The organism is Sulfurovum sp. (genome assembly GCF_015493435.1).
Classification (GTDB): Bacteria; Campylobacterota; Campylobacteria; order Campylobacterales; family Sulfurovaceae; genus Sulfurovum.
On the sequence record NZ_WGDD01000023.1, the window covers coordinates 1 to 26,479 of the forward strand.

At 42.7% G+C, this 26,479-nt stretch carries 26 protein-coding genes; 16 read left to right on the top strand and 10 right to left on the bottom strand.

The window, feature by feature from the left end; all coding sequences use genetic code 11:
• The 5 genes from F8L24_RS03580 to F8L24_RS03600 form a co-directional block, all read right to left on the bottom strand.
• On the bottom strand, positions 1-1,182 hold a 1,182-nt coding region (locus F8L24_RS03580), incomplete at its 3' end, for a class I SAM-dependent methyltransferase (protein ID WP_294951864.1).
• Between the two features lie 6 nt (positions 1,183-1,188).
• Positions 1,189-2,442 carry an ABC transporter ATP-binding protein gene (locus F8L24_RS03585; RefSeq protein WP_294951867.1) on the bottom strand — a complete coding sequence of 418 codons (1,254 nt, stop codon included), beginning with the start codon at positions 2,440-2,442 and terminating at the stop codon, positions 1,189-1,191.
• A complete protein-coding gene (locus tag F8L24_RS03590) occupies positions 2,442-3,233 on the bottom strand; it encodes an ABC transporter permease (protein WP_294951869.1) in 792 nt (263 codons plus the stop codon). Before F8L24_RS03590 ends, F8L24_RS03585 begins: the two co-directional genes overlap by 1 nt.
• Positions 3,234-4,058 carry a UTP--glucose-1-phosphate uridylyltransferase GalU gene (gene galU, locus F8L24_RS03595; RefSeq protein WP_294951871.1) on the bottom strand — a complete coding sequence of 275 codons (825 nt, stop codon included), beginning with the start codon at positions 4,056-4,058 and terminating at the stop codon, positions 3,234-3,236.
• Positions 4,059-4,148: 90 nt separating this feature from the next.
• Positions 4,149-5,282: a multiheme c-type cytochrome gene (locus F8L24_RS03600; protein WP_294951873.1), complete on the bottom strand. Its 1,134-nt coding sequence runs from the start codon at positions 5,280-5,282 to the stop codon at positions 4,149-4,151.
• 192 nt (positions 5,283-5,474) lie between these two features.
• On the opposite strand from F8L24_RS03600, the gene F8L24_RS03605 reads away from it, so the two are divergent.
• Genes F8L24_RS03605 through F8L24_RS03620 form a run of 4 tightly spaced genes read left to right on the top strand, consistent with a single transcriptional unit; the run spans position 5,475 to position 8,201 of the window.
• Positions 5,475-6,725 (top strand): porin, encoded by a 1,251-nt coding sequence (locus F8L24_RS03605; protein ID WP_294951875.1) that lies wholly within the window; start codon positions 5,475-5,477, stop codon positions 6,723-6,725.
• A 27-nt stretch (positions 6,726-6,752) separates the two neighbouring features.
• Positions 6,753-7,283: an FMN-binding protein gene (locus F8L24_RS03610; RefSeq protein ID WP_294951877.1), complete on the top strand. Its 531-nt coding sequence runs from the start codon at positions 6,753-6,755 to the stop codon at positions 7,281-7,283.
• A 4-nt stretch (positions 7,284-7,287) separates the two neighbouring features.
• On the top strand, positions 7,288-7,761 hold the full coding sequence (locus F8L24_RS03615; protein WP_294951880.1) for a hypothetical protein: 474 nt from the start codon (positions 7,288-7,290) through the stop codon (positions 7,759-7,761).
• Positions 7,701-8,201 (top strand): hypothetical protein, encoded by a 501-nt coding sequence (locus tag F8L24_RS03620; RefSeq protein WP_294951882.1) that lies wholly within the window; start codon positions 7,701-7,703, stop codon positions 8,199-8,201. The genes F8L24_RS03615 and F8L24_RS03620 overlap by 61 nt, the downstream gene beginning before the upstream one ends.
• On the opposite strand, the gene F8L24_RS03625 is transcribed toward F8L24_RS03620, so the two are convergent.
• Positions 8,179-9,159 carry an FAD:protein FMN transferase gene (locus F8L24_RS03625; protein WP_294951885.1) on the bottom strand — a complete coding sequence of 327 codons (981 nt, stop codon included), beginning with the start codon at positions 9,157-9,159 and terminating at the stop codon, positions 8,179-8,181. The two genes, F8L24_RS03620 and F8L24_RS03625, sit on opposite strands and share 23 nt — an antisense overlap.
• Positions 9,160-11,103, bottom strand: coding sequence for a thioredoxin domain-containing protein (locus F8L24_RS03630; RefSeq protein ID WP_294951887.1), 1,944 nt, complete (start codon positions 11,101-11,103; stop codon positions 9,160-9,162).
• Positions 11,104-11,223: 120 nt separating this feature from the next.
• Between F8L24_RS03630 and dsbD the strand changes: the two genes are divergently transcribed.
• On the top strand, positions 11,224-13,005 hold the full coding sequence (dsbD, locus tag F8L24_RS03635) for a protein-disulfide reductase DsbD (protein ID WP_294951890.1): 1,782 nt from the start codon (positions 11,224-11,226) through the stop codon (positions 13,003-13,005).
• Between the two features lie 180 nt (positions 13,006-13,185).
• Positions 13,186-14,508, top strand: coding sequence for an ATP-binding protein (locus tag F8L24_RS03640; protein WP_294951893.1), 1,323 nt, complete (start codon positions 13,186-13,188; stop codon positions 14,506-14,508).
• Positions 14,509-14,562: 54 nt separating this feature from the next.
• On the opposite strand, the gene msrA (F8L24_RS03645) is transcribed toward F8L24_RS03640, so the two are convergent.
• Together msrA (F8L24_RS03645) and msrA (F8L24_RS03650) are read right to left on the bottom strand one after the other, a co-directional pair.
• Positions 14,563-15,804: a peptide-methionine (S)-S-oxide reductase MsrA gene (gene msrA / locus F8L24_RS03645; RefSeq protein WP_294951896.1), complete on the bottom strand. Its 1,242-nt coding sequence runs from the start codon at positions 15,802-15,804 to the stop codon at positions 14,563-14,565.
• A gap of 122 nt (positions 15,805-15,926) precedes the next feature.
• The gene (gene msrA / locus F8L24_RS03650) at positions 15,927-16,424 is read right to left on the bottom strand and encodes a peptide-methionine (S)-S-oxide reductase MsrA (RefSeq protein ID WP_294951898.1); all 498 of its coding nucleotides are present in this window, start codon (positions 16,422-16,424) and stop codon (positions 15,927-15,929) included.
• 110 nt (positions 16,425-16,534) lie between these two features.
• Between msrA (F8L24_RS03650) and F8L24_RS03655 the strand changes: the two genes are divergently transcribed.
• From F8L24_RS03655 to F8L24_RS03675, 5 genes are all read left to right on the top strand, one after another.
• A complete protein-coding gene (locus F8L24_RS03655) occupies positions 16,535-17,398 on the top strand; it encodes a S1-like domain-containing RNA-binding protein (RefSeq protein WP_294951901.1) in 864 nt (287 codons plus the stop codon).
• 10 nt (positions 17,399-17,408) lie between these two features.
• Positions 17,409-18,173 carry a thioredoxin family protein gene (locus tag F8L24_RS03660; RefSeq protein ID WP_294951904.1) on the top strand — a complete coding sequence of 255 codons (765 nt, stop codon included), beginning with the start codon at positions 17,409-17,411 and terminating at the stop codon, positions 18,171-18,173.
• A 74-nt stretch (positions 18,174-18,247) separates the two neighbouring features.
• On the top strand, positions 18,248-19,780 hold the full coding sequence (locus F8L24_RS03665; protein ID WP_294951907.1) for an endonuclease/exonuclease/phosphatase family protein: 1,533 nt from the start codon (positions 18,248-18,250) through the stop codon (positions 19,778-19,780).
• 1 nt (position 19,781) lies between these two features.
• Complete coding sequence (gene hemJ, locus F8L24_RS03670; protein ID WP_294951909.1) at positions 19,782-20,216, top strand: protoporphyrinogen oxidase HemJ; 435 nt, start codon at positions 19,782-19,784, stop codon at positions 20,214-20,216.
• A 64-nt stretch (positions 20,217-20,280) separates the two neighbouring features.
• Positions 20,281-21,108 carry a DUF2231 domain-containing protein gene (locus F8L24_RS03675; RefSeq protein ID WP_294951912.1) on the top strand — a complete coding sequence of 276 codons (828 nt, stop codon included), beginning with the start codon at positions 20,281-20,283 and terminating at the stop codon, positions 21,106-21,108.
• A gap of 8 nt (positions 21,109-21,116) precedes the next feature.
• Here F8L24_RS03675 and F8L24_RS03680 read toward each other — a convergent pair whose 3' ends face one another.
• Positions 21,117-21,473 (bottom strand): c-type cytochrome, encoded by a 357-nt coding sequence (locus tag F8L24_RS03680; RefSeq protein WP_294951915.1) that lies wholly within the window; start codon positions 21,471-21,473, stop codon positions 21,117-21,119.
• 400 nt (positions 21,474-21,873) lie between these two features.
• Between F8L24_RS03680 and F8L24_RS03685 the strand changes: the two genes are divergently transcribed.
• The 5 genes from F8L24_RS03685 to F8L24_RS03705 all read left to right on the top strand — a co-directional run.
• Positions 21,874-22,665, top strand: coding sequence for a type IV pili methyl-accepting chemotaxis transducer N-terminal domain-containing protein (locus tag F8L24_RS03685; protein WP_294951918.1), 792 nt, complete (start codon positions 21,874-21,876; stop codon positions 22,663-22,665).
• The gene (locus F8L24_RS03690) at positions 22,662-23,459 is read left to right on the top strand and encodes a type IV pili methyl-accepting chemotaxis transducer N-terminal domain-containing protein (RefSeq protein WP_294951920.1); all 798 of its coding nucleotides are present in this window, start codon (positions 22,662-22,664) and stop codon (positions 23,457-23,459) included. Before F8L24_RS03685 ends, F8L24_RS03690 begins: the two co-directional genes overlap by 4 nt.
• Before the next feature lie 11 nt (positions 23,460-23,470).
• Positions 23,471-24,307, top strand: a complete 837-nt coding sequence (locus F8L24_RS03695; protein WP_294951922.1) for a type IV pili methyl-accepting chemotaxis transducer N-terminal domain-containing protein — start codon at positions 23,471-23,473, stop codon at positions 24,305-24,307.
• A gap of 14 nt (positions 24,308-24,321) precedes the next feature.
• The gene (locus tag F8L24_RS03700) at positions 24,322-25,140 is read left to right on the top strand and encodes a hypothetical protein (RefSeq protein ID WP_294951925.1); all 819 of its coding nucleotides are present in this window, start codon (positions 24,322-24,324) and stop codon (positions 25,138-25,140) included.
• 9 nt (positions 25,141-25,149) lie between these two features.
• The coding region (locus tag F8L24_RS03705; protein WP_294951928.1) for a histidine kinase dimerization/phospho-acceptor domain-containing protein at positions 25,150-26,479 on the top strand (1,330 nt) is incomplete at its 3' end.

Genomic DNA, 26,479 nt, shown 5'->3' on the forward strand with positions numbered 1-26,479 from the left:
ATATACTTTTTTCCGATCTGTTATCTGGTCTACCAGATCAAAGCGGTTGGTTATATAGCATTTCTCAGATACTTCTTCAAATCCGTCAATATGATCGTATAGACCATTTGGGGTACAAAAGAAGTAAAGTATATTCTGTTTGGCAATATTTTTGGCCAAATGCTGAGGACGCTGGAATAACGGTATGTTCCAGTCTACCAGCGGGGGAAGTATCATAATGGTCTGGGTTGGATACTTGTTTAGAATTTTTGCTAACACTACTTTGTTTTGAGAAGAAATATTGTGTTGTATATGAGATGTGATTGCATTCTTTTTAAGTTTGCTGATTAACCTTTTGATCAACGGAGCGTTATCCCTAAATTTATAATATTTACTAGCCAGTTTCCAGATAGTGGAATATCTGATTGAATCGAGTTCATTGGTTACATTATTCATTTGATATTGTAAAACTTGAAGTTGCTTTTCTTTTTCCTGAAGTTGCTTTTCTTTTCCCTGAAGTTCATTTTCTTTTACACAAAGTTCATTTTCAAATGTTGTTATCATTTTTTGAAGACCGAAGTTTTCAAGTGAAATTTTATTTAAGGCAGCATTTTTCTGATAAATAAAAAGATGTTGTTTCCCCTCCCAAATGTTTTTATCTGCCTGAATACCATGAATATGTATGAGGTTGAACCCATTGAATTTTAATTTGAAATCTTTATATAAAAAAGTATAAAAATGTTCATCGATACGATCATATTCTTCAAAGGGTACCAGTATGACAACATATTGATTACTATGGTTAAAAAGTTCATTTAAATGAACAAAGGGATCTTCAAAATGCTCTAAAACATTAGAAGAAATAACTATATCGTATTGCTTGTCTAGTTTGTTTGAGAAAAAAATATCTGTATAGAGTGATTGTGCTTTTTGTATTGCTGATTCTGCAATATCGATTCCTGTAATCTCGGCATTGGGAAAAGTCTCTGAAAGAAGTTTCGTACCGTCACCTTCCGCACAGCCAACATCTGCCATGGAAAAGTGTTTGGATGGATTGTCGAATTCCTGTTTTAAATGTTTGGGTAACAATGTACAAAGAAGTTCATAAAAATAATGTGTCTGCTGATTGCCGCCTTTTTCCTCCCAGTCTCCACTTGCAAAGCGTTCATCCCAATATTCTTTTGAATTAACATTATTTTGCATATTTTATTATCCTTTGTACTTGATCAGTTGTGTAACCGGCTGATGGAATAGACCAAAACGCATATCTGCTACTTCACTTTTAAAATAACAGGCTCCTTCAATATAATCATAGTAATGCGGTGTACCCATTGTTCTGTCTTCCACAGCTGCCACTACAATATATTCGCCCGTTGCCAGGTAGTTTTCAAACTTGAAGAATACCCCTATCCTATCGGCCTGTGTGTTGAGTTTGTGCGATTGATCCATCGTTGTGCTGACAATGAGGTCTACGCCATTTTTATCTTTTACAGAAATAGCAAAACTCAGATTGTCTGTTGCAACCTGCTCAGTATTGACGACCATCTTGATCGTGATGGTCTGGTTGAGTGTAAAGATATTTTCAGGTTTGTCATTGTTATTGAGTACCTCTACATATTCAATAATACCTTCCATGTCGCCCCAACGGTTGATTGCATCAAAATCTTTGGTAAGTACTTCAGAATACGTATCATCTTTCTTTGAAGTTCCACTTGTTTCATCGGCTGTGCCATACATGAACTCATTGTAATGTGCTGTTACTTCTGTAACGTCACCAGTTTCTTTTACCTGGCCGTCATGCAGCCATATGGCTTTATTACAAAAACTGCGTACAGTAAAAAGATCATGGCTGACAAACAGAATAGTGATGCCTTTTTCCTGCAATTCCTTGAATTTGTTAATACACTTAATTTGAAACTTTATGTCTCCTACACTCAATGCTTCATCTACGATCAGAATTTCCGGTTCAACATTGATCGATACAGCAAAGGCCAGCCGTGCATACATGCCGGAACTGTACATTTTTGCAGGCTGATAAATAAATTCTCCAATGTCTGCAAAAGCAATAATATCATCTATCTTTTTATCCATCTCCTCTTTTGTAAAGCCCATGAGTGTGCCATTGAGATAAATATTTTCCATTCCGGTCATTTCAGGGTTGAAACCTGCACCAAGTTCCAAGAGTGATGCGATTTTTCCCTGTACCTCCATGGAACCGGAAGTGGGAGTGAGAACGCCGGTGATCATCTTCAGCAGTGTTGATTTTCCTGCACCGTTACGACCGAGGATACCGACAGTTTCTCCTCTTCTGATTTCAAATGAAACATTCTGCATGGCATAGAAATCATGGTGATAGGACTTGTTAAAAGGATTGAGTGCTTCTTTGAGTCTGTCTTGTGGTTTATCGTAGAGATGGTAGATTTTCGTCAGATTTTCTACTTTTATAGCAATATCATTATTCATTACAATACATCCGCAAAATGAGGTCTGAGTTTTTTGAAAGTTAAACCGCCGACTATAAATATGACGGCCGTGAACAGCCAATAGTAAACAGTCATTGACATATCTTCCCAAAACCATTTATGGTAGATCATACTGCTCCTGTACCCTTCAATGATGTATACCAGAGGGTTCAGCCGTATCAGCCAATGGTATTTTTCCGGTATCATGGAGATGTTCCAGAAGATAGGTGTGAGCCAAAAGCCAAACTGAATGACAATGTTGACAAGCTGCCCCATGTCTTTAAAAAAGACGACTACCGAAGAAGTGATCCAGGAAAGCCCCAGAAGCAGTACGCACATTGCAGTGAGATAATAAAAGATTTGAAGCCAGTAGATTTTGGGCATATGGCCATAAAAGATGAACATACCGAACATCAAAAATATGAAAAAAATATGTACCAACAGGGCTGAAAGCAGAGGAATAACGGGCAATAAGCTAACCCTGAAAACAACTTTTTTCACTAAAAAACTGTTTTGCAGAATGCTGTTTGTCCCGTTCATAAACGCTTCTGAAAAAAAGAACCACGGAAACAGCCCGACAATGAGCCAAAGTATAAAAGGGAACTGATCTACAGGTTTAGATTTGAATCCGACCTGAAATACAAACCAAAAAATCAAAACGGTGGCTGTAGGTTGTATGAGTGCCCAAAACACACCGAGAAAATTTCCAACATACTTTTGTTTAAAATCATTTTTGGTCAAAGACCATAAAAGTTTTTTATTTTGAAAAATCGCTTTTAGGAAATCTAACAACTATTTCCTTTCATTATAAAAATAATTCGTAGCTTCTACAAATCCGTCAACCGAACCGCAGTCAAAACGTTTGCCCTTGAATTTGTAGGCGATGACACGGCCTGCTTTCGCCTGTTCAAGCAATGCATCGGTAATCTGTATCTCTCCGCCTTTGCCCGGTTTGGTATTTCTGATGATATTGAAAATGTCCGGTGTCAGGATATAGCGGCCTATGATTGCCATATTGGTCGGTGCCTCTTTGGGGTCAGGTTTTTCCACCATGTCTGTAACACGGTAGGTATGGTCCGTGCCGTCTACCGGGTTTCCTGCGATCACTCCGTATTTGTCAGTCTCTTCCTTCGGAACTTCTTCTATGGCTACGACAGAGCATTGGTACTTGTCGTAAACTTCGATCATTTGGCTGAGTATACCGTCGCTGTGACTGGTGCAGAGGTCGTCTGCAAGTACTACGGCAAACGGTTCGTTCCCTATGAGGGTTTCCCCGGTGAGAATGGCATGGCCCAGTCCTTTCATTTCAACCTGTCTGGTGTAGGAAAACGTACATTGGCTGATGAGAGAGCGGATCTCAGCCAGAAGCGGCTCTTTGGCTGTTCCTTTGATCTGGTGTTCCAGTTCATAGGATATATCGAAATGGTCCTCAATGGCACGTTTCCCCCGGCCGGTAACGATGGCCATAGTGGTAATGCCTGCTTCAAGTGCTTCTTCGACACCATACTGGATGAGAGGTTTGGTGAGTACAGGAAGCATCTCTTTGGGGGTCGCTTTGGTAGCAGGAAGAAACCGGGTACCGTAGCCGGCTGCGGGGAAGAGGCATTTTTTGATCATAGAAATCCTTGTGCTTGATACACGTTGTTATTTAGGTTGTATTATAGCCAAATAACATTAGGATATTTCCGTCATACGCCGCCTGACAGATCAAAAATGTACCGTTTCTTCTTTGAGTATCCGCAGGCGTGTGGTCTGACTCTCTTTTTCAAGGTTCAGTGCTTTTGCTCCCTCTTTGGAGAGGAGCTGTATGCCGAGGGTAATGGAAAGGGTATCTCCTTTCTGCAGGGGCTGTGCATAGTCGATCTTTTTATGGGCATAAATGATTGTGTCTTTCAGGGTCGCATCAGCATTCCACGGCATAGCCGGTTTTCCGTCTTTGGCAAGTATGCGGGTAAAGACAAACGGTTTGAGCGGTAGGGTTTTGCCGTCTCTTTGTAGGCTTACAAGCAGTTTTCCTTCTCTGTAGGGCTGGCCGAAAAGGGCATGGTTGGCATGGTTGATGACATCTATGCTGAAACCGTCAGCTGTCTGTTTTACCTTGAAGTCAATATATTTGCCCATGGATTTGTTCATATTGTGAATACCGGCAATACCGTGGTAGGCGTGTGTTTTGCTTTGATGCAGTGTCACTTTTGAACCGGGTACCTGCGGCATATGACAGCTGATGCAGGTATTTTTGTCGTTTTTGTCTATCAAGGCATCGAGCATGACAATGTCCAGACCGTGATTATTGTCGGTGTGTGAGTGGCACCCCATGCAGACATTGCCGTTGTAGTAGTTTTCGTTGTTATAGTTTATTTTATGATAAGGTGAGTTCTGTGATGTTTTGATCAGCCCGAACCAGGAGGATTTTGTTTCAAAATGGGCAGTTTTTGTGCCTTTCTTCGACTTTTCCGCCGTAAAAAATTCTTTGAGCTTTCCGGTACTTATGTTGGTGTTGGAGAGCGTACCTTTATCTACTTCTTTGATGGTGTGGCAGAAGGCACAGGAGATGGGTTCTTCTCTTTGTATCTCATCGTTTTCTGTCAGTATGCCGGTTTTCATTACTTTTTTGTCGGTGGGGGAGTGGCATTTGGCACAGGTATAGCCTTTGGCACTCTTGGGGTATTGGTTCCAGCAGGCTTTGTGGATGGGGTCGTTGACCACGGACGCTTTGCGATGGGAAGAATTATAGTATTCACTGTAAATGGCAGGGTGGCATTTCTGGCATACTTTGCTCTGGTTTGACACAGCAAAGAGTGCGGGCGTCAGGGCAAGAAGGATAAAAAAGAATTTTTGCATGGAAGCTTCCTTGTGTTGAGTCGGTGTGGTAATGATAATTATCTAGTCAGATTATAGTGTCTGTAGATAAAAAGTGAATTAAAACCGGTATAAATAAATGATAAGAATTATCAAAACAATTATACTTTAAGTTTAAATATCCTATATTACGACTTCGATAATAAATATCAAAATTAAAAACAAGGAATGATTATGAAAAAGATAACAACAACACTGGCTATGGCAACGCTTTTTGCTACAGGGGTAAACGCAGAAAGTCTTGAAAAAAGAGTGTCTGCACTTGAAGAGAAGAACAATACCCTGACAGAAGAAGTGCTTGCTTCGCAAACAGAAGGATTTACACTGGTAGATACGGAGAAAACCTATAACGGGCTGGGGCCTGCTGCTTCCAAAGTCTATTTCTCAAAGAATCCGCTTTCCATCGGCGGATACGGAGAAATGTACTATGCAAATCCAAAAGGCTCGGATGACTATGCCGATGTCTACCGTTTTGTCACTTATTTTGGTTACAAGTTTTCCGAAAATGTCATATTGAATGCCGAAGTGGAGTTCGAACATGGCGGGACAGCACAGGATGGCGGCGAAGTGGCCATTGAATTTATGTATCTTGATTTTCTGTGGAGAGACGAAGCCAACTTCAGGCTGGGGAATTTTCTTGTACCGATGGGGCTCATTAATCTTAGACATGAACCGATCCTGTTTAACACGGTTCAGAGACCGGAAGTAGAGAATAAACTGATTCCGAGTACCTGGCATGAAAACGGTGCCTTGGTCTATGGCCGATTCGGTAACACCGGTATCGAATATACAGCCGGTGTGATCAATGCACTGAACATGAACAACAGTGGAACGAGACAACCGAACAGTAACTGGATCAGAGACGGAAGACAGGGGTCGAAAGCTAAAGCCTCTTTTGATCCTGCCTTTGTCGGCAGGGTAGATTATGCCGGAGTGAACGGTCTTCTTGTCGGTGTATCAGTTTATTACGGCGGCGGATCAAATCTGAAAGATCCGCTTCCGACGGATCCTGTTCAGAATGTTTCAGGCTTGACGGCAACCATGTTTGACATCCATGCTGCCTATGAGAGCGGTGCATTCAAAGCGTATGGACTTTACACGCAAAGCAGTCTTGACGGTGCCGAAAAACTGGGTAACAGTGCAGTGGAAAAGGCGAGCGGATATTATGTGAACGCTGCATACGATATAGGAATGGTTGCGGGGCTCGGGTACAAAACACCGGTTTTTGTCCAATATGAAGACTTCAATCCTGCGGCATCCACGGTTGACGGGTCGAATGAAGACAAATATAAGACAAAAACGACTACAATCGGATTGAACTTCTTTCCGGTAGATCAGGTGGTACTCAAGGCTGACTACGCAATGAAAGAGGTTGACAGCAAAGATGAAGACATTTTTTCGTTCGGTCTGGGATTTGTTTTCTAAAAATAACATATGTTGGAAAAGAGAGATATGAAAAAGATTTTTGCAGGCGTGCTGTTGGCAATACTTTTGGGGCAGGGCGCTTCTGCCAAAGCCAACGCCAAAGTTGAAGAGGCGGTTCAAAGCTCTTTCGAAGGGGTAAGTTCCATCGATGCGAAGTCCCTGGTGCTGAACAAAGCAGCGTATAAAAAAGTACAGGCACAGGCAAAGGCACCTGTCAGAACCAAGGTGTACCGTTATTATGAAATCAAAAGCGGCGGCAGGACCATCGGGTACGGTATACTGATAAGCAGAAAAGTCAGAACCAAGATGGCAACGGTCCTTTATGCTTTTACTCCGTCGGGTACACTCCGGTTCACTGAGATCATGGCTTTTGGCGAACCGCCGGAATTTCTTCCCAATCAGACATGGATGGGCCAGTTCAAGTCAAAAAATGTTTCTGCGCCTTTGACTATGGGTAAAGACATACCGACCATCAGCGGGGCAACGCTCTCTGCACGGAATATCACTGACGGAGCACGGATCGCAAGAGCATTGCTTCTAAGCGTGATTCAAAAGTAGGTTTATGAAGTTTCTCGTCACCAAAGACCTGGCGCACTCCTCGCTGCTTGCCAATCTGATGTCGGCAGTCGTGTTTGTCCTGTTGTTCTATCTTGGACTGGATGTGGTTCTGCACGGTTATGTTATCGGATTCGATATACCGTCACTGCAGAGTACACTGTACGGGAATGCAGAAAACTTTGAAGAGCCTATGCTCATTGATGCACTGCTGCTTCAGGTGCATATCGATCTTTTTATGACCCTTTTTGCCGTGCTGATACTCAGCTCTGTCTATATCAGGCTTTTTCCAAAAAACAAGAGAACGAAAAAAGTGGTACATGCTGTATTTATCAGCGGTATGACTGCACCTCCTGCGCTGCTTTTGGCTTATTTTACTAATATGTTTTTTGCGTATATCTGGCTGGTATCGTTTGCCGTATGGCATCTGTCCGCTGTGTTGATGGGGCTGAGAATTTTGAAAAAACTGCTTTTGAAATGAAGAAATATCCGCTTTACAAACTGCCTATCGGATACACGATATTCTATACACTGCTGATACTCGGCAGCGGTATATGGCTCTTTTTACTGTCACAGGGACTTTCCGGGAGCAGCAGTATTTTGGCCACACTGCACAAGATCATCGTTTTACCGGAAAAGAAAAGCTGGCAGCATTTTGCAGAAGTGGCAGCGCCGCATCTTTTTGCCATGGGTATGCTTATTTTTACTGTAGCGCATTTTATGCTTTTCAGTACCAGAGTGTCCCAGTATGTCTCACTTTTTGTGGCAATGCTACTTTTTGCGGCAGCCTTGTTCGACATTTCGGTTTACGGGCTGATCATTTCGGGTGTAGTACTGTCGGGGTGGATCAAGCTGGTCTCGATATCGCTGTTCACGGGCATATTTCTGGTATTGCTGTTCATGGTTTATGTATCGTTGTAGGTATGGCAAATCCCGCAGGTTTTTTACGCCATTTTATATATATGAACGGCTCCAGGTTCCCGTAAATGACAGTACCATCGGTTTCAACCAGTACATACCCGATCTGTTGATGAGATTTTAAAAATGCCAGGGCTTTCTTTTTTGGCATGACTGCGACAGCGGTGGCATAGGCATCTATGGTACTGTTGTCGGCACGGCTGAAGAGAGATACCGAAACAAAGGTCTTTTCCTGCTCAGCAGTTTTGGGGTCAATGAGATGGTGTTCCGACTTTTTGGCGGCATACCGCCGGTAGGTGCCACTGGTTGATACGGAGAGGTCGGGAACTCTGGCTTCAGTTCTGGCAAAGGTCTGTTCTGAAAAAGGAGACTGCAAATAGACTTTGCACGGACCGAGACAGCGGATATCTCCGCTCAGGGCAATGATCCCTCGTGAAATATTCTGCTCCAGAAGATAGGCGGCTGCTTTGTCTGCACCGTACCCTTTTCCCATGCCGCCGAGATCGACGGTAATATCGGTATCGGTCATGATGTACTTTTTGCTGATATGAATACCGTCGATATTCAAGGGTGCTTTTTCGAGTTGTACTTTGGACGGAGAATAGGTTCGTGCTTCACCGAAATGATAAAGTTTTTTGGAAATAGACCCTATGGTCACGTCAAAGTACCCCTGTGTCTTTTCGTAGTAGACTTTGGAGCGTTCCAGTGCTTCTGCAAGACAGGCATCATAGGATATACGGTGGGTATGGTTCAATCTGTAGAGTGAAGCATTTCTGTCAAAAGTAGAGAGGGAACCTTCAATGTCTTTGAGCAGTTTGAAAGTATGGCTGATCTCCCTGTTATGACCCGAGGGGAGGGTAACAGTGACATAGGTTCCCATTAAAATACGGGTACGCTGCTCCATTGGCTCTGCAGTGAGAAGTGAGAGTATGCAAAAGAGCATGGGCCAAAACTTTTTCATTTAATCGTGCCGGCGTTTTTCCACTCTCTCCACAATACCTTTGAAATCTTTCTCATGACCGAAACAGCTGTTGGAGTTGCAAAGCATAAACCCGTCATTGGTATCGTTTTTGAAAAAAGTATACGGGTAGGTGATCGTATCACGTTGTGCTATATGGGGTATCAGAAGATCCTGCCTGGCTTTGATGATGATATCGTCTTTAAGATAGCGAATGACCATCCTCGTCATTTTCGGGGTTGAAACAGGCTGCCGCATCACATCGTATGAGTGGATCTCCAGGGTTTTGAAAACGAACTTCTTGTAAACGGTATCGACCAGTGAGGAAAGACTGTGAAGCAGTGAGACCATGGTTGCGACGGAAGAAGGATACGAACTGTCATAAATATCGGCATCGGTTTCAAACTCTCCTCTGGAGAATTTCCATTTTCCGTGCTGATAGTATTTCTCTATGGCATTGTTTGCCAGTTTGGTAGCGATGATGAGGTACGTTTCATCCAGGGTACTTTCATATGCCTCTATCAGGGCTTCACCAAGATAGGCATAGTCTTCGAGAAAGGCATGGATCTTTGGTTTTTTGCCAATGAGCACCGAATGAAAGAGCTGTGCGTTGAGATACATGGTGTCGAGCAGTCTGTCAAGAGATTTTTTTGCCTGTTTCAAATATTTTTTCTCTACCCTTCCGGCTTGAAAGAGCGAGGTAACCATCATTGCATTCCAGGAGACAATGACTTTAGTGTCGATAAACGGGTAGACACGTTTTTCTTTCCGCTGTTTCCTGAGTGCTGCGAGAGCTTCTTGATAGTAGGGTATATCCAAATGTGCCGGATCGTCCACCCGGACGATATTTTTGCCTTCAAAGTTTCCCTGGGGGGTAATGTGCAGGGTTTCAGCCAGTTTTGTCTGTGCTTTGGGCGGGATCCCCGCTTTGCTAAAGGATTTGAGCGCTTTTTCATAGGTATAGACAAAATATTTTCCTTCCACCCCTTCCGTATCGGCATCGGAAGCAGAATAGAAAAGTTCATTTTCTTTCATTTTTTCCAGCATGAAATCCAGTGTTTCAAACGCCACATCTTTGTAAAAAGTATTGTGGGTAACATGGTAAGCCTGGAGGTAGACCGAGGCAAGGAGTGCATTGTCGTAAGTCATCTTTTCAAAATGGGGTACCAGCCATTCATTGTCGGTGGAATAACGGCAGAAACCGCCCTCTACCAAGTCCCTGAGCCCTCCCCTTGCCATGGAAGAGAGAGACTGGACGGACATATTCAGCGCCTCCTTCTCATCGGTGATACGGTAAAGGTCGAGCAGCAGTTCGAGTGTGGATGCCTGCGGGAATTTGGGGGCTTTGTTGAAACCGCCTTCTTTGCTGTCAAAGAGCTGCTCTGCCTGCTTGAGAACTCTCGCCATAATACTTTCATCAAGTTTGGTCGCCTGTATCTTGCTCTCTTTGGGGTTGAGGTGTTTGAGTATTTTATCGGCTTCGCTGACAAGTACCTTTTTGTCATTTTTGTATTTGTCTGCAATGACTTCAAGCAGAGAAGAAAAACTCATCATACCGTATTTGGGCTCATCGGGAATGTAGGTCGCCGAGTAGAAAGGCTTGAGGTCTTCTGTGAGGAAAATAGATGTGGGCCAGCCTCCGGGACGCCCGTTCATGAGCTGGTAGACACTCTGGAAATGCTTGTCGATGTCAGGACGCTCCTCCCGGTCTACTTTGATGGAAACAAAATAAGTATTGAGTATCTTTGCCGTTTTGTCATCCTGGAATGATTCATGTTCCATGACATGGCACCAGTGGCAGGAACTGTAGCCGATGCTCAGAAAAACGGGCTTATGCTCGTCACGTGCTTTTTGAAAGGCTTCTTCCCCCCAGGGATACCAGTCTACAGGGTTGTCAGCATGCTGCTGAAGATAGGGTGAATGTTCTTCTTTTAAATGATTTGCCATTTCAATCGCCTTTAGAATGGATATGCAATAAATGGTTAATCCATTTTCGCTAATATTACACAGCTTATACACAGATAGTACAATAGAATACTATAAAAAGTTCAACATAAAAGAGAGAAAATGCAGAATTTGATCAAAAAGTTACTTATTTTGAGTCTACTTTTTAGCGGTTTGGTATTTGGCGGTTTCAGCAGTGCCTTGAAGAAAAACAAGTTTCTTTCCCCTGATAAAGCTTTCCATGCTACAGCAGTGCAGGTCGGTGACACGATAGAAACGAAAATTGTACTCGCAGACAAGATACATGTCTATAAAGATTCTCTGCATTATCGCATTGTTGCCCCAAAGCAGTTTGAATTGAAGGTAAAAAAACCCAAAGCGCATGATCTTGACGGAGATAAGGTCTATCAAAAAGAGGTCGATGTAGTGATCCCTGTCAAGGAGATCACTTCCCGGGTCAAAGGGGACTATACGCTTGAAATGGAATTTATGGGTTGTTCTGACAGGGGTATCTGTTATCAGCCGATTAAAAAACAGTTTAAGTTCAAGGGGGCCGAAGCAGGCATTTTTGACAAGATCTCCTCTTTGACACATGAAGGCAATACGGCAAAGATCGCAGATGTCCTTGGCCACGAAAATTCTTTCTTCATTATTCTGCTCTTTTTTATCTTCGGTCTTCTGCTGGCACTGACACCGTGTGTCTTCCCGATGATCCCGATCCTTTCCTCGATCATTGTTTCCCAGTCTGGAAACAGGAAGCCGAGTGTGGGAAAAGCTTTCTTTACATCGCTGGTCTATGTCGTGTCCATGGCGCTGACTTATACTGTTGTGGGGGTCATAGCAGGACTTTTGGGCGCAGATATACAGACTGCCATGCAGAATCCGTGGGTACTGACTGCATTTGCCGCGATGTTCGTGGCTCTGGCATTTTCTCTCTTTGGCTACTATGAACTGGGACTTCCTGCTTCGTGGCAGTCCAAAATTTCGGCTGCGAGCGATGAGGCGGGGCAGAAAGGCGGTATCATAGGAACCGCTGTCATGGGACTGCTGTCGGCACTTATTGTCGGACCGTGTGTGGCGCCGCCTCTGGGCGGAGCAGTGCTGTTCATTTCGCATACAGGCGATGCTTTTCTCGGCGGTGTAGCCCTGTTCGTTATGAGTATGGGTATGGGGGTACCGCTTTTGCTTGTGGGTATCGGTGCAGGAAAATTCATGCCCAAACCCGGCGGCTGGATGACGACTGTATCTCAGGTATTCGGGGTGATGATGCTCGGACTGGCTATCTTCATGCTGTCACGTATTCTTCCCGAGAGTATCACCCTGGTCCTCTGGTCGCTGCTCTTCATGGGCTCGGCACTCTACATGGGTGTTTTCGACCCGAGCAGTGCCAAAAAAGGGGTAAAAAAAATGGTACAACTGCTTGCAGTGGTCTTTATGCTGTACGGGGCATCTCTGTTTGTCGGTGCGCTCAGTAGTGCGGATTCCATGCTCCAACCGTTTGAAAAATTCACTTCCGGCAGAGGCAGTGCCTCGGCGATTGCTTCCCAAAAGAAAGAAAATCACCGCGGTTACACCATTGACCGCCTGATGAAGGAAGTGGCTGCTTCCAAAAAGCCGGTAGTGGTTGATTTCGGGAAAGATTCCTGTACCGCCTGCAAAGAACTCGAAGAGATCACTTTCCCCAACCCCAAAGTAAAGGCAGCACTGAAGCATTTTACCTTCATTCAGGTCGATGTGACGGACAATACCGATGCAGAAAAAGCACTGCTGAAAAAGTTTGAACTTTTCGGTACGCCCAATATTATTTTCTTTGACAAAAAGAACAAATACCTGCCGGAAAAAAGCTTGACAGGGTTCATCAAACCCGATGCCTTTGCGGAGCATTTAAAAGGTATAGCGAAGTAATGGGATGCCGCAACACAGAGTAAAGTGATGCATGTAATTTGTTCTGTGTCTAAAAAGTATCAATTTTAAATTCAAATATGACCATGCAAAATGCTAAAACCCCAAATAAGTGAAAAATCATCTGATACATCTACCTATTTTATGGTATAATAGTCCTTCAAAATCAACAAAAGGATTATTTTGGATAAGAAAGAAATATTAGCTATCCTGGAAGATTGGAATTTTTGGTCCAAACCTTTCAGAGAGAGTTTTGTGCGTAAAACATATGAATCTGAAGTGGCACATAAAGCCAGCACAAATGAAATCGTTTTTCTTAAAGGAGTGAGACGCAGCGGAAAGTCAACAATTCTTTTAAATCATATTCAAAACCTTATTGAGAAAGGTGTTTCCAAAGAGAATATTCTGTTCGTCAATTTGGAAGATCCGCGTTTTGCAACTTCTTTGTCTTTGCAACTTCTTGAAGAGATCAAACAGGCATATTTGTATTATATGAATCCCCAGGAGAAGCCCTATATCTTTTTGGATGAAGTGCAAAATATAGATGGATTTGAAAAATGGCTGCTCAAAGAATATGAACTTGGTACTTCACATCTGTATGCAACGGGCTCCAATTCCAAACTCTTAAGTAAAGAGATAGGAAGTTCTCTAAGTGGAAGGTATTTAGACATACAAGTGTCTCCACTCAGTTTTAGAGAGTATCTGTTATTTAATCATGTTGTGATTGAAAAACCTTATGACCTCATAAGGTATCAGTTAGAGGTAGAGCGTCATTTTGAACAATATATGCTGCACGGCGGTTTCCCCAAGGTTGTCCTCACTGAAGATCTGTTACTGAAAGAAGCTGAACTGAAAAGTTACTTTGATTCTATTTTGCTAAGAGACATTGTTGCCAGGTATAAGTTAGATAATTTTAGAATCTTGGAACAACTATCCATCTTTCTTTTGTCTTCTATTTCAAATGCTGTTTCTATTACCAAGATGAAGAACAGACTGGGGGTGTCTCATGATCTTGCCAGTAGATATATGGAATATCTGGAAAATACTTATATGATCCAATCTGTACCATTGTTTGACTGGTCTTTGCAAAAACAGTATGTGAATCCAAGGAAGATCTACTCTATAGATACGGGGCTTTCCAAAAGAGTCTCTTTTGAAGTAGGGAAGCGTATTGGAGATATGCTTGAAAATATAGTCTATCTTGAGTTGAAGCGAAGACATAGTGAAATTTATTATGTTAAAACGGCCCAAGGCTATGAGGTAGATTTTTTGATTAAAGAGTATGAAAAAATTACCTATTTGGTACAGGTGAGCCATACACTTTCTGATGCAAAGACTAAAAAGCGTGAGTTAAGGGCATTGATAAAAGCTTCTGATGAATTGCAACGCTCAAATGAAATACAACTGTCCCTGTTGACGATGGATCCGAGTTCCGAGGAGATAGTTGATGACAAGAAGATACAGATTATTAATGTATTGGAGTGGTTGCTTTTTTATGAGAAGTGAATACATTAAGAACATTTTTTCTCCTTGATTTTATGGAAGATCCCGCTTTTCGCATTACTTTTTCAGCTGCTTTTTTATGTGATCTCTTGGGACAAATTCCAATATCGTTGCATTGATGCAAAACCGTTGTCTGCCTCCCGGTGCATCGTTAAAGACATGTCCCAAATGTGCCCCTGACTTTTTGGCAATGATCTCTACACGATGCATACCAAAGCTATTGTCCTCTTTTTGAACGGTAGCGCCATCTACAGCCTTGAAAAAGCTGAGCCATCCTGAACCAGAGTTAAATCTGTCACGGGTGTCGAAGAGAATATCTCCCGAGATCTTGTCTCTAAAAACACCATCGCCTGTATGTTTGAATTCATCATATTTTTTGCAAAATCTGCCATCGGTACTTTTGCGAAACGCCACATCGTAGCCTTCACTGTCTTTACCCAGCTTGAACGCTCCGACCGCTTTGTAAAATGCCTTTTCATCCATGTAGCCCACAAAAGACTCTACTTCTCTGCCGTCTTTTATGAACAGAATAGTAGGCGTTCCTTCTATCTTGGTATTGAGTGTGAAGCCTTTGAGAGCATTTTGGTGTACGGTTCTCAGAGGCAGCGTACCGTTATAATAGTCTGTGACATTCTTTTTGAATTTTTCACAAAATCTACAGTGCAGGGCATCTATCACGACGATCTCTTTGCCGCCCAGCGGCAAGATGGTGCCGGTGGCTGCCTTTTGCTTGCCAAACTTTACACCTGTTGCATGGTTGGGACAGTAGCCAAACGGATTTTTCTCTAAGTAGTCCTGGTGATAGTTTTCTGCAGGATAAAACTTTTTGAGTGGTTTTATCTCTGTAGTGATGGTGCCATACCCTGCTTTGTTCAGGAGCTTTTGGTATATTTTTTTGGTTGACAAAGCTATTTCTTTTTGTCTGTCCGTGGTGTAATAAAGCGCAGAACGGTAGTTGTCTCCTCTGTCGTTACCCTGTCTGTTTCCCTGGGTAGGATCATGCAGCTCCCAGAATGACTTGATGAGGCTCTTTGTCGAAATCTTGCTGTCATCATACACTACTTTTACAGATTCGGCATAGTTAATAACATTTTTTTTGCTCTTTCTGTGTGCCAGTACCTTCTTGTAGTCAGGGTTGTCATAATTCCCGCCGGCATAGCCGGACGTAGCACTCTTGACCCCGTCAAGGTGTTCGAAGTGCTTCTCTACACCCCAAAAACATCCGGCGGCAAAGACAATCGTCTGTGTTTTCGCCATCACAGCGATGCCTAATGCTAAAAACAGTAATACTTTACGCATAATAAAATTCCTTTGTATCAATAAGATAGGTGAAGTGTACCCAATAATCTGTGCAGGTGTGTGTAATACGTGTTTCTGCACAGAGGGGTACGTTTGAAATGAGCGTAGTGTTAGCGGTCCCCTTATGTTTTTGGCAGCACCCACTCAGGGCGTACAAAGTGGCAAGTATATCCGTTCGGATAGTGTTGAAGGTAGTCTTGGTGTTCCGGTTCTGCCTCCCAGAAATCACTTGCTTTGCTTACTTTGGTAACGACCTTTCCCGGCCACAAGCCGCTGGCATCAATATCTTTGATGGTTTGCAAGGCTGTTTCTTTCTGCTCCTGTGTAGTATAGAAGATCTCCGAACGGTACGAGCTTCCTCTGTCATTGCCCTGTCTGTCTTCGGTTGAAGGATCATGTATCTGAAAGAAGAATTCCAGCAAATCTCTATAGCTTATCTGCGCAAGGTCGAAGCGTATTTCTACGGCTTCCGCATGGTTGCCATGATTACGGTACGTGGCATGGGGTATTTCCCCGCCCGTGTAGCCCACCCTTGTGCTGATGACACCGTGGAGTTTGCGCATAAGCTCCTGCATTCCCCAGAAACATCCGCCTGCCAAAATCGCTTTTTCCTGCTGCATAGTTGACTCCTCAGTCATTTTTTTGGCTGATTATAGCAAAAAATTACGCTATACTTTTACCAATACATCGTAATAACCTTACGAAACATGAAAAAAAACGGAATGACACAATGCCAGAACAAAAAATTCAAAATGAACAAATCAAAACAGGTGAAATCAATACCCTCAAAATAGAACGTGATACAGATTTTGGTTACTACCTTGCCGCCAAAGACTACAAAGAAGTACTGCTGCCCAATGTTTACATCATGGAAGATGAAATGCCTATGGGGGCTCTGCTGGATGTCTTTGTCTATACGGACAGTGAAGACCGACCGGTGGCTACGACGAAGATGCCCTATGCCAAACTGGGGGAATATGGCTATTTTACCGTGGTCGACTACAAACCCTACGGCGCCTTTGTCAACTGGGGACTGCCCAAAGACCTCTTTGTGCCGCTTTCCCAGCAGAAAGAACACTTTAACATAGGTAAAAAATATTTGCTGCGTGTCTGTCTTGATGAGCAGACCGGGCGGCTGTATGGAACACAAAAGATCGGGAAGTATTTCAACCGCGACATGAAAGGGCTGCATCAAAACAAAGTGCTTGATGCCATTGTCCTGGCCCCTACGCCGCTTGGGTATAAAGTGATTGCGGACAATCAGTATGAAGGGATGCTGTTTTCCAATGAGATCTTTGAACCTGTCAAAGTAGGTGAGCGAAAAAAAGTCTACATCAAAACGGTTCGCAAGGATGGCAAACTCGATCTCTCTTTGCAGCCCATAGGAAAACAGGCCAAGATAGGCGAAGCGGAGGGAATCATTCTGAAGCACCTTAAAGAGGCGGACGGTAAGCTTCCTTTTACTTACAAAAGTGATGCTGAAGAGATCAAAAAAGTGTTTGGAATGAGCAAGAAAAATTTCAAACGGACACTCACCGCTCTCATAGAAGAACAGCAGATCGTGCTGCTTGAAGATGCCATAAAACTGCCATAGGAAAGATGCTGTGAAATTTTTGATAATGACCACCGTGCTGTTGAACACACTGCTTTTCGCAGTATCCGGAGAAGAAGTATTCAAAGCAAAATGTGCTTCCTGCCACCAGTATTACATTCCTCAGAACAAGATCATCGCCAATGCCGAACATAACAATACAGACTTGAATCTGACCGCACCCACGCTGACGGAAATGTCCTTTATGCTCAAGGACCAGGTAGGGGATAGAAAGACTGATGCGGAAGGACAAAAATTTCAGATAGAGGACTGGCTGACCGGTTATCTTGCCGATCCCTCCAAAGAAAAAGGTGTGATCTCAAAGAAATTTACCCGTTTTTTCGGAAAGATGCCGAGCATGAAAGGCCAACTGAACGAAGACGATATAGAAGCACTGGCGGATTTTATGTATGAGTATGCCGAGAAAATGATGCGCAGGCACGGTGTCAGGCGTTACAGCTATGATGCGGCGAAACAAATCGCCAAAAAAGAGGGAAAGATCATTCTCATCGAAGGGTATATTCCTTATTGCAGATGGTGTATGCGGATGGACAGAGAAGTGATGGTGGAACCTGAAGTAAAAGCTGCGCTCAACAAAAAATTTGTATTGGTCAAAATGAACCTTCTGACACAAAAACTGCCGCTGGGCATGAAACGGCTGGGAACACCCTCTTTTTATTTTATCGGCAGTGACGGTAAAACGGTGATCGATACGGTCGAAGGCTTTGGAAACAAAGAAGAATTTCTGGATTTGCTGAAAAGTATTGAAGCACACTAAATTGTATGTCAATTTGACATACAAATTTCCTTTCTATCTTTTTTTTGTTACACTTCACTATGCCTATTCTTTTTATGTTACTGATTCCTTTTTTACTGCTTGCCAAACCTTTCAAAGTGGCTACCTATAATGTAGAAAATCTCTTTGATGACAAGGTGCAGGGCACGGAATATGATGAGTTCATTCCGGGAAAACACAACTGGTCGACCCGGATGATGCAGATCAAGTTAAACCATACGGCAGAAGTGATCTGTGCACTGGATGCCGATATTGTCGGTTTGCAGGAAATTGAGAATGCTTTTGTCTTTGACCTGCTTTCCCGGCGTCTGAAGCGCGTGGGGTGCGGCTACCGGTATGCTGCCATAAGCCATAAAGAAGGTTCTTCCATCCAGGTAGCTGTATTGTCACGATATCCCATAAAGAAAAGCAGAGATTTACAGGTAAGTACCGCACCGGGAATACGCAACATTCTGGAAGCTGAAGTGGAGATACAGGGAAGACCGCTTACCCTCTTTGTAAACCACTGGAAATCCAAAAGCCGAAAAGGCTACGAGAGCAAGCGTATTGCTTCTGCCAGAACCCTGGAAAAACGAATTCTTGCCATGCCGAAAGACAAAGAATACATCATTCTGGGAGATCTCAACAGTAATTATGATGCCTATCTGACCTTGAAAAAAAGGTTGGATGACCGTCATGGCGTGACAGGTATAAATCAGGTTCTGCATACACTCAGAGGTGATCATCTGATCAGCAAGGCAGAGATCATCAGAGGAAAAAAGGGAGAACATTTTAACCTTTGGCAGGAACTGCCTTATAAAAAACGGTGGAGTCACAGGTTTTACGGTACCAAAAGTACACTTGACCACATTTTACTGCCTGCCACACTTTTTGACGGGAAGCATATTGACTATGTGAACCACTCTTTCAATGTTTTCAAGTCAGCGATGCTTTTTACCCCCAAAGGCTACATCAACAGCTGGCAAATGAAGGGAGGCAGGCATGCGGGAAAAGGCTATTCTGACCATCTTCCGGTCTATGCCTATTTTGATGTAAAACCGTTCAGTATTTCCGGGGAAGATATGAAAAACAAGCCGCCTGTCCCCAAAAAGATCGATGACCTTTACCAGATGGAAAGTCTTGATGCTCCTGTGGATTTAAACAATGCTGTAGTGGTTTTGAAGCGCGGAAGATATGCCGTTGTAAAACAGACACCCCAGGGGCGGGGGATCTTTCTCTACGGTACTGTCAATGACCTGAAAGAAGGCAGGAGGTATGATCTCAGGGTGCAGGAAATTTCTACCTATAAAGGTTTGAAAGAAATCACTGCTTTGGTGAAACTCAAAGAGAAAGGTTCCGTCAGCCTGACACCGTTCTATCAGGCACTTGGGATCTGGCGGCAAAATGAAGTAGTGCGGGAAATCGTCGGAGTGTATAAAAATAAATATTTATACGTCAACGGCAAAAAGATCCCGATCTATTTCAAAAACAGAAAACTCACCCCTGAAAACGGGTCAAAACTCAAGATACACTATGCACATCTTGGGTATTATAAGAAATTACAGCTGGTTGTTTACAGCAAAAAAGATTTTACGATTTTGGAGAATTAAAATGGCATACTATACCTGGATACTGGCATTTCATGTGATGAGTTTTACAAGCTGGATGGCAATGCTCTTTTATCTGCCGAGGCTTTTTATTTATCACAGGGAGCATGCGGACAACAAGGCTTTCGGTGAAGTGGTTGAGGTACAGGAATATAAACTTTATACCTACATAGGAGTCCCTGCGATGTGGGCGACCATTCTTTCAGGCGGGACGATGCTGTATTTGAATCCAGGTATTTTCCAAAGCGGCAGCTGGATGGATGTAAAGCTCTTTCTGGTTGCTCTGCTGATCGCATACAGTTTTTCACTGAACAGGATCAGAAAGACACTGATAGCGGATCCCTACTATAAAAGCGGTAAATTTTTCCGTTTTTATAATGAAGTACCGACACTTTTAATGATTTTTATCGTCATTATGGTCGTAGTCAAACCTTTCTAAATTATAAAACTAACTTGTTTTGTGTTATAATCGTTCAATCCAAAATTTAATCTAAGGAAAAACCATGGAATTACCAGCATTGAAACTACCACAGGTCGAACTTCCCTTCGATATTGCCACATTACTTCACCCGCCGGTGGATCATTTTGTGATCGCCATACCGATTCTTGTTCTGATCATTGAGATCATCAACCTTTTTGCAAAGAAAAAAGCGATAGGAGTGATTTCTTTTATTCTTCTGATTATTGGTATGGTCGCTGCAATCGCGGCTTATTTTACCGGTTTGCATGACGGAAAAGAAGCATTTGATGCCTTGACACAGGCAGGACAGACCGAATTGAAAGCACACAAGCTTCTGGGTACCTACCTGATGCTGGCATCGGCGATAGTCGTTATCTTTAAACTGCTTTCTGCTTTGATCCAGAGAGGGTTGATGAAAGCGCTCTACCTTCTTGTTCTCATTGTGTTCATAGCAGGGATACTCAAGCAGGGTAAAGACGGCGGCGAACTGGTTTATGAATACGGTGCGAACGTAGAAAGAGTACAGGATCTTGACAGTGATCTTTTTGATGCGAATGAAGAACTTGATGATCTTAAAGAAAAAATGAAGGCTGCGAGCGAAAAGGCACAGGAAAAAGTCGAAGCAGTTAAAGGGACAGTCAGCCATGCAGCCCAAGATGCCGCTGCAAAAACTTCCCAAACGGTTGAGAATGTAAAAGAAAAAGCGGCAGAAGCCGTTGAGAATGTGAAAAAGAATACTTCCGCTGCGGTCGATTCATTGAAAGAAAAAGTCTCGGAAGAGACTCCGGCAGCGGAGCCTGCCGCAACTGAGGCGGCACCGGCAGCAGATACTGCTTCTGCTGCAGAGGAAAACACGACAGCCGCACAATAGTGCCTGTCTCAGGAAGAGCCGTCACCGGAATTGTCGGATTCGAGTTCGTAAGTCTCTTCCGGTTCTACTCGCTTCAGTGTTGAAAGATATTTTGCCATTTCAACGGTTTGATTTTGATCGAGTGTTTTGGCAAAAGAAATCATGATGGTACCGAAAGCGGTACGTGTCTTTCCCTTCTGAAGATTTCTCAACTTTCTTAAAAGTACATTTTCTCTTTGCCCCTGAAGCCTCGGCGCTGCGCCCATACCTTCCCCGTACATACCATGACAGGAGTTACAGGCATTTTTCAAATAAACCTCTTCCATAGTGCTGTTCGCCTGCAGAAAAAGCAGAGATATTGAGAAGAAAAAAAAGTTTTTTTTCATTGATAATCATCCTTTCTGTGCACTCATATTCCGGATATGCCAATATCCTGAGTCAAATATAGTGCTATTATAGCCATTTTTAGAAAAATTTTTTTCTGAAAATGCTCTTCTTGTTTTTTAATTCAAATGATACACTGATACTATCTTGATAAAGAAAAGGAATATTTTCACTATTTTTTTCATTCTATGAGCTATACAGGAAAAAAAGTCAGAATAATATCATGAGAATATCATTGAAATATCTTTAAATGATATATATTGATTTAAATCTACTAATATTACTTATTTCTTAGTTATAATAAAAATAGTAATGATTTAAGTAAAAAAATTCTTTTGTCAGGAAGAAGACAGCACAGACTGCCTTCCGATTTACAATTGAGACAGATTAAAAGGAGTGAGGATGGATAAAGTTATGCGAATATGGAAGAGGATCGTTCTTTTGGTCCTGTTGTCTGGCAGTGTTGTGTATGCCATAGAAATTTCGAACCTTTCTGTGGCCGTGGATGTGGCAGGCAAACAGAGAATGTATACCCAGCGAATGCTGAAAGATTATGCCATGATAGGGTTGGAAAACAATTTTGGCAATCCTTCCGAAGATCTTAAAAAAATCATGGGAAATTTTGAAGATCATTTAAATGCGCTGATCGCATTCAATAAAGATCCGGCGACAGCGAAAAGTTTGCAGAAAGTCAAAAAAATGTGGATGCCCATCAAAGCCGCGCTGAAAGAAACACCACGCAAAGAAAAAGCAGCCAAAATGCAGGAAGATCTTGAAGCCCTGCTGAAGCAGTCCAATGAGGCGGTGGGTCTTTTTGCCAAACAGACAGGCAAGGTCTCAGGTGAGATCATTAACATTTCAGGCCGTCAGCGTATGCTTTCCCAGAGAATGGCAAGTTTGTACATGCTGAAAGTATGGGGTGTCAATGACCCTCAGTTCAAGGTAAAAATGACAAAAGCCATGGATTTGTTCAAAAGCTCCCTGGATAAACTGATGAAGTCCAAAATGACTACACCGGAAATTATGACACTGCTGAAAAGAGCCCAAAAATCTTTTATGTTCTTTGAAATCATGAACAGGTCAAATTCCAAATTTATTCCGACACTGATCTATAAAAAATCCAATGATATCTTAAAAGATATGAATACGGCAACCGGGCTGTATGCCGCACAGGAAAAAAAGGAAAAGAAATGAGAGATTTTATGGCTGAAAAAAAAGGAATGTTTCTAAAAAGCTTTGTCCTGTTCAGTATGATCAGTACGTTTGCCTGTGCCGTAGAAATTGCCAATGCGACACAGGCAGTAGATACGGCGGGTAAACAAAGAATGTATACCCAGCGTATGCTGAAGGATTATGCGATGATAGGCATGGGCAATACCTATGGCAAACCGGAGGAAGATCTTCAAAAAACCATCGGTGCGTTTGAAGACCATCTGGCAGCGCTTTTGAAGTATACGAAAAAGGCAGAGACGAAAAAAAGTTTGCAAACCGTGCAGACGCTTTGGGTTCCGATTAGGCAGATATTGTCTGAAAAACCGTCCAAAGAAAAGGTTGAAACACTGCAAAAAGATTTGGATCAGCTTTTAAAAGCTTCCAATGAGGCAACTATTCTGTTTAGCAAAGATTCAGGAAAAAGGTCAGGAGAGATAGTCAACATAGCGGGCAGACAGCGTATGCTCTCCCAGAGAATGGCAAGTCTGTATATGCTGAAAGTATGGGGTGTGGATGATCCGAAGTTCAGGAAAAAACTTGGGGATGCAATGAAGCTTTTTGGTACATCGCTTAAAACATTGGAGTCTTCACCGCTTACAACAAAAGAGATTGCTTTGCTTTTGAAAAAAGTACAGCGTTCTTTTAAATATTTTGAAATGATGAATCAGAGCAATACGACCAAATTTATTCCGACACTGATTTACAAAAAATCGGATGATATGCTGAAAGATATGAACAAAGCAACACAACTCTATGTTGCCAATGAAACAAAATAAAAGGAAAAAAGATGAAAAAAAATATGATGAAAAAAATAGGCTTGGCTGCAGTTCTTATATTGTCAGGTACTGAATGGGTCATGGCTGAAAATCCTGTTTCTCCTGCTGCAGTGCAAACTGCGAATGCTGCCAAAAGCAAAGTGACTATGGATATTGTACAATTGATCGATATTGCGGGAAGACAGAGGATGCTTTCCCAGAGAATCGCCAAAGATTATATGTACATAGGGAAAAAAATAGCTGTCAGTAAAGCAAGCAAAGAATTGACCCAGTCACTTGAAGAGATGAAAACAGCGCAGAAAAAACTTGTAGATTCCATCAACGATCCCGATATTCAGAACTTGCTGGCCTTCGTACAGATGAGTAGTGAAGATTTTGAGGCAACTTCGAAAGAACCGTTCAGTATCGACAATGCCCAGCTGATCCTTGACTTGAGTGAATCTATGCTTGAAGGAAGTCAGTATGTCGTTACTTCTCTGAAAAAACTTGCCAATGTCAAAGCGTCTAAAATTGTCGATATGGCGGGAAGACAGAGAATGCTTGCACAACGTATCGCCAAGTATTATATTGCCTATCAGGCCGGTATCAGGGACAAAAATACTGTAGACCAGATGAAAGCGGCGGTCAAGCTTTTTGCGGATTCAAATGAAATACTGATGAAAAATGAGAACAACACGCCTGAGATCAACAGAAAGCTCAACAAGATCAACAGACTTTGGAAGATCGTCTACAAGTTCTACCTGAATATTGAAAAAGGCGGCCTGCCTCTGATCGTTTTCAATACGACTGACGATATTACCAAACAGATGAATGACATTACCGGACTGTATGTTGAACTGTATAAATAGTTAAAGGACGACTTATGAAAAAAACTTTTTATATACTGGCTACGGTGTCTGTGCTTTGGGGTGCTGCACCTCAGACGGACCGGAACGCTCCTGCCGACAGTACTGCACAGACAGGTAAAAGTAAAGTACTTGCCGCTACGAGAGGGGATGTCAAGATCATTGAAGCTTCCGAAAATATCAGATATCTGAGTCAAAAAGTGGCCAAAGACTATCTGTATTATTACCGGTATCCCGAAGACCATCTGATCAGAGAAAAACTGGATAATGCCCTTGGAAAGCTGGGCAGCGATTTCAGGGTTATCGCTACAACGACCAAAGACAAGGATACCAAAGATATTCTGGAGTTTCTGGCATACAGCAAAGAGCAGATTGCACAGATATTTGAAACTGCACCTGATGAGGAAAAAGCAGCTTTGATGCTTGACTACAGTGAAACACTTCTGGAGGGGGCAGATTCGATCGCTGCGGCACATAAATATGATTTTTCCAAAGAAGAAGCGATGCTGATGTCAGCCAAAAAGATAGAATACCTTCTGCAAAGAGTGATGAAGTACTATATGGCAGTACATGTCGGGTTTGAAACACCAACCAATAAGGAACAGATGCAGAACGCTGTCAAAATGCTTGAAAAAAACCTTGCCCGGATCGATGCCTATGCCTATCCGGAGACTATGAAGCAGGTCAAGATGACACTGCTGGATTCCTGGAAGAAGAACAAGTATTATCTTGACCGGTCTGATATGCTCTTCATTCCCGGACTGATGTTCCTGTCGGGTACCTATCTTGAGAGTGTTGTTGCCCAAATAGCACTCTATCACAGTAAAAACCAGTAGGAGAGCAGTATGAAAACGATAAACAATAAAACGATATTTTTAATACTCATTCTGGCAGCGCTCGGCGGACTGGCATTTTTCTCCTATAAGAGCTATTTTGCTTTCAGGACATATGAATCTGTACACCAAAGCAACAAAAATACTGCTTTTGTAAAGGAAGCCGGCAGGGTACTTGATGCTATTGCGCGTGAACGTCTGCAGAGTGCCGTTTATATGGGAAATGACGGTAAAACCGGCTATGATAAAATGGAAAAGAACAGAAAAGATACGGATATGTCACTCAAAGAATTTGACCGTTTTATCGGTCAAAACAGTATGTTCAAACGCTATCGGCGACGAGTGGGCTCGGTCAGGGAAAATTTAAAATATGTTCGGACACAGATCGATACACTGAGTTCGGATTATCGTAATATTTTTTACGAAACGTATCATGACAAAATATTCAATTCATTGATAGGTGCCATGCGCATTGTCTCTGCTGCCGATACGCTTGAAAGACTGAAACAGTATGCACAGACGTATACACGGTTTGCAGAGCTGAAAGAGGATCTTGCACTGGAAAACAGCGGTATGTTCTTTGTTCTGGAACGTTCAAAAAAAATGACAGACAAGGACCTTGTGATCTGGAACAGCCTGGTTGTAAAGGACCAGCTGCCTTCCTATGCCGGTCTGGAAGACAGGACTGTCGTCAGAAAACTCAATGCTGTGGTTTCTCCGGAAGCCTATGCCAAAATAGGCACAAATGAAAGAGTAGCAGTACTTTACGGAGCGATTGACGGGAAATACAAGATCGGTACTGAGGAGTGGAAAGCACTGACGGAAAACAAAGACAGGTATCTCTCTCTTGCGCAGGAGATACTCCTCTCTTCGGGCAGTAAATATATAGAAACAAAGCAGTCAGAGGCCAAAAATACCTTGATACAGTATGCCGCAGGCATACTGGTTATGCTGCTTTTGCTTTTAATCTTCCTGGTGGTGTATAACAACATCCATAAAGGGGAGCAGCTCTTTGAAGATACCCTCAGGGATATTGAGGCAGTATTGAGCATTGAGCAGCAAAAAGAACTGCAGAGACTGGTAGACAAAAGAGATATTAATGCCATTTATAAATTTTTGACCAATACAATACGTGAAGCCAACACGGCGAAAGATCTTTTCCTTGCCAACATGTCACATGAAATACGTACGCCGCTTAACGGCATTGTCGGATTTACGCAGCTTCTCAAGTCGACAGAACTGAACGATGAGCAGGCAGAGTTCATTACTGTGATAGAAACCAGTTCGGAGAACCTTTTAACGATCGTGAATGATATTCTTGACCTTTCAAAGATCAAGGCAG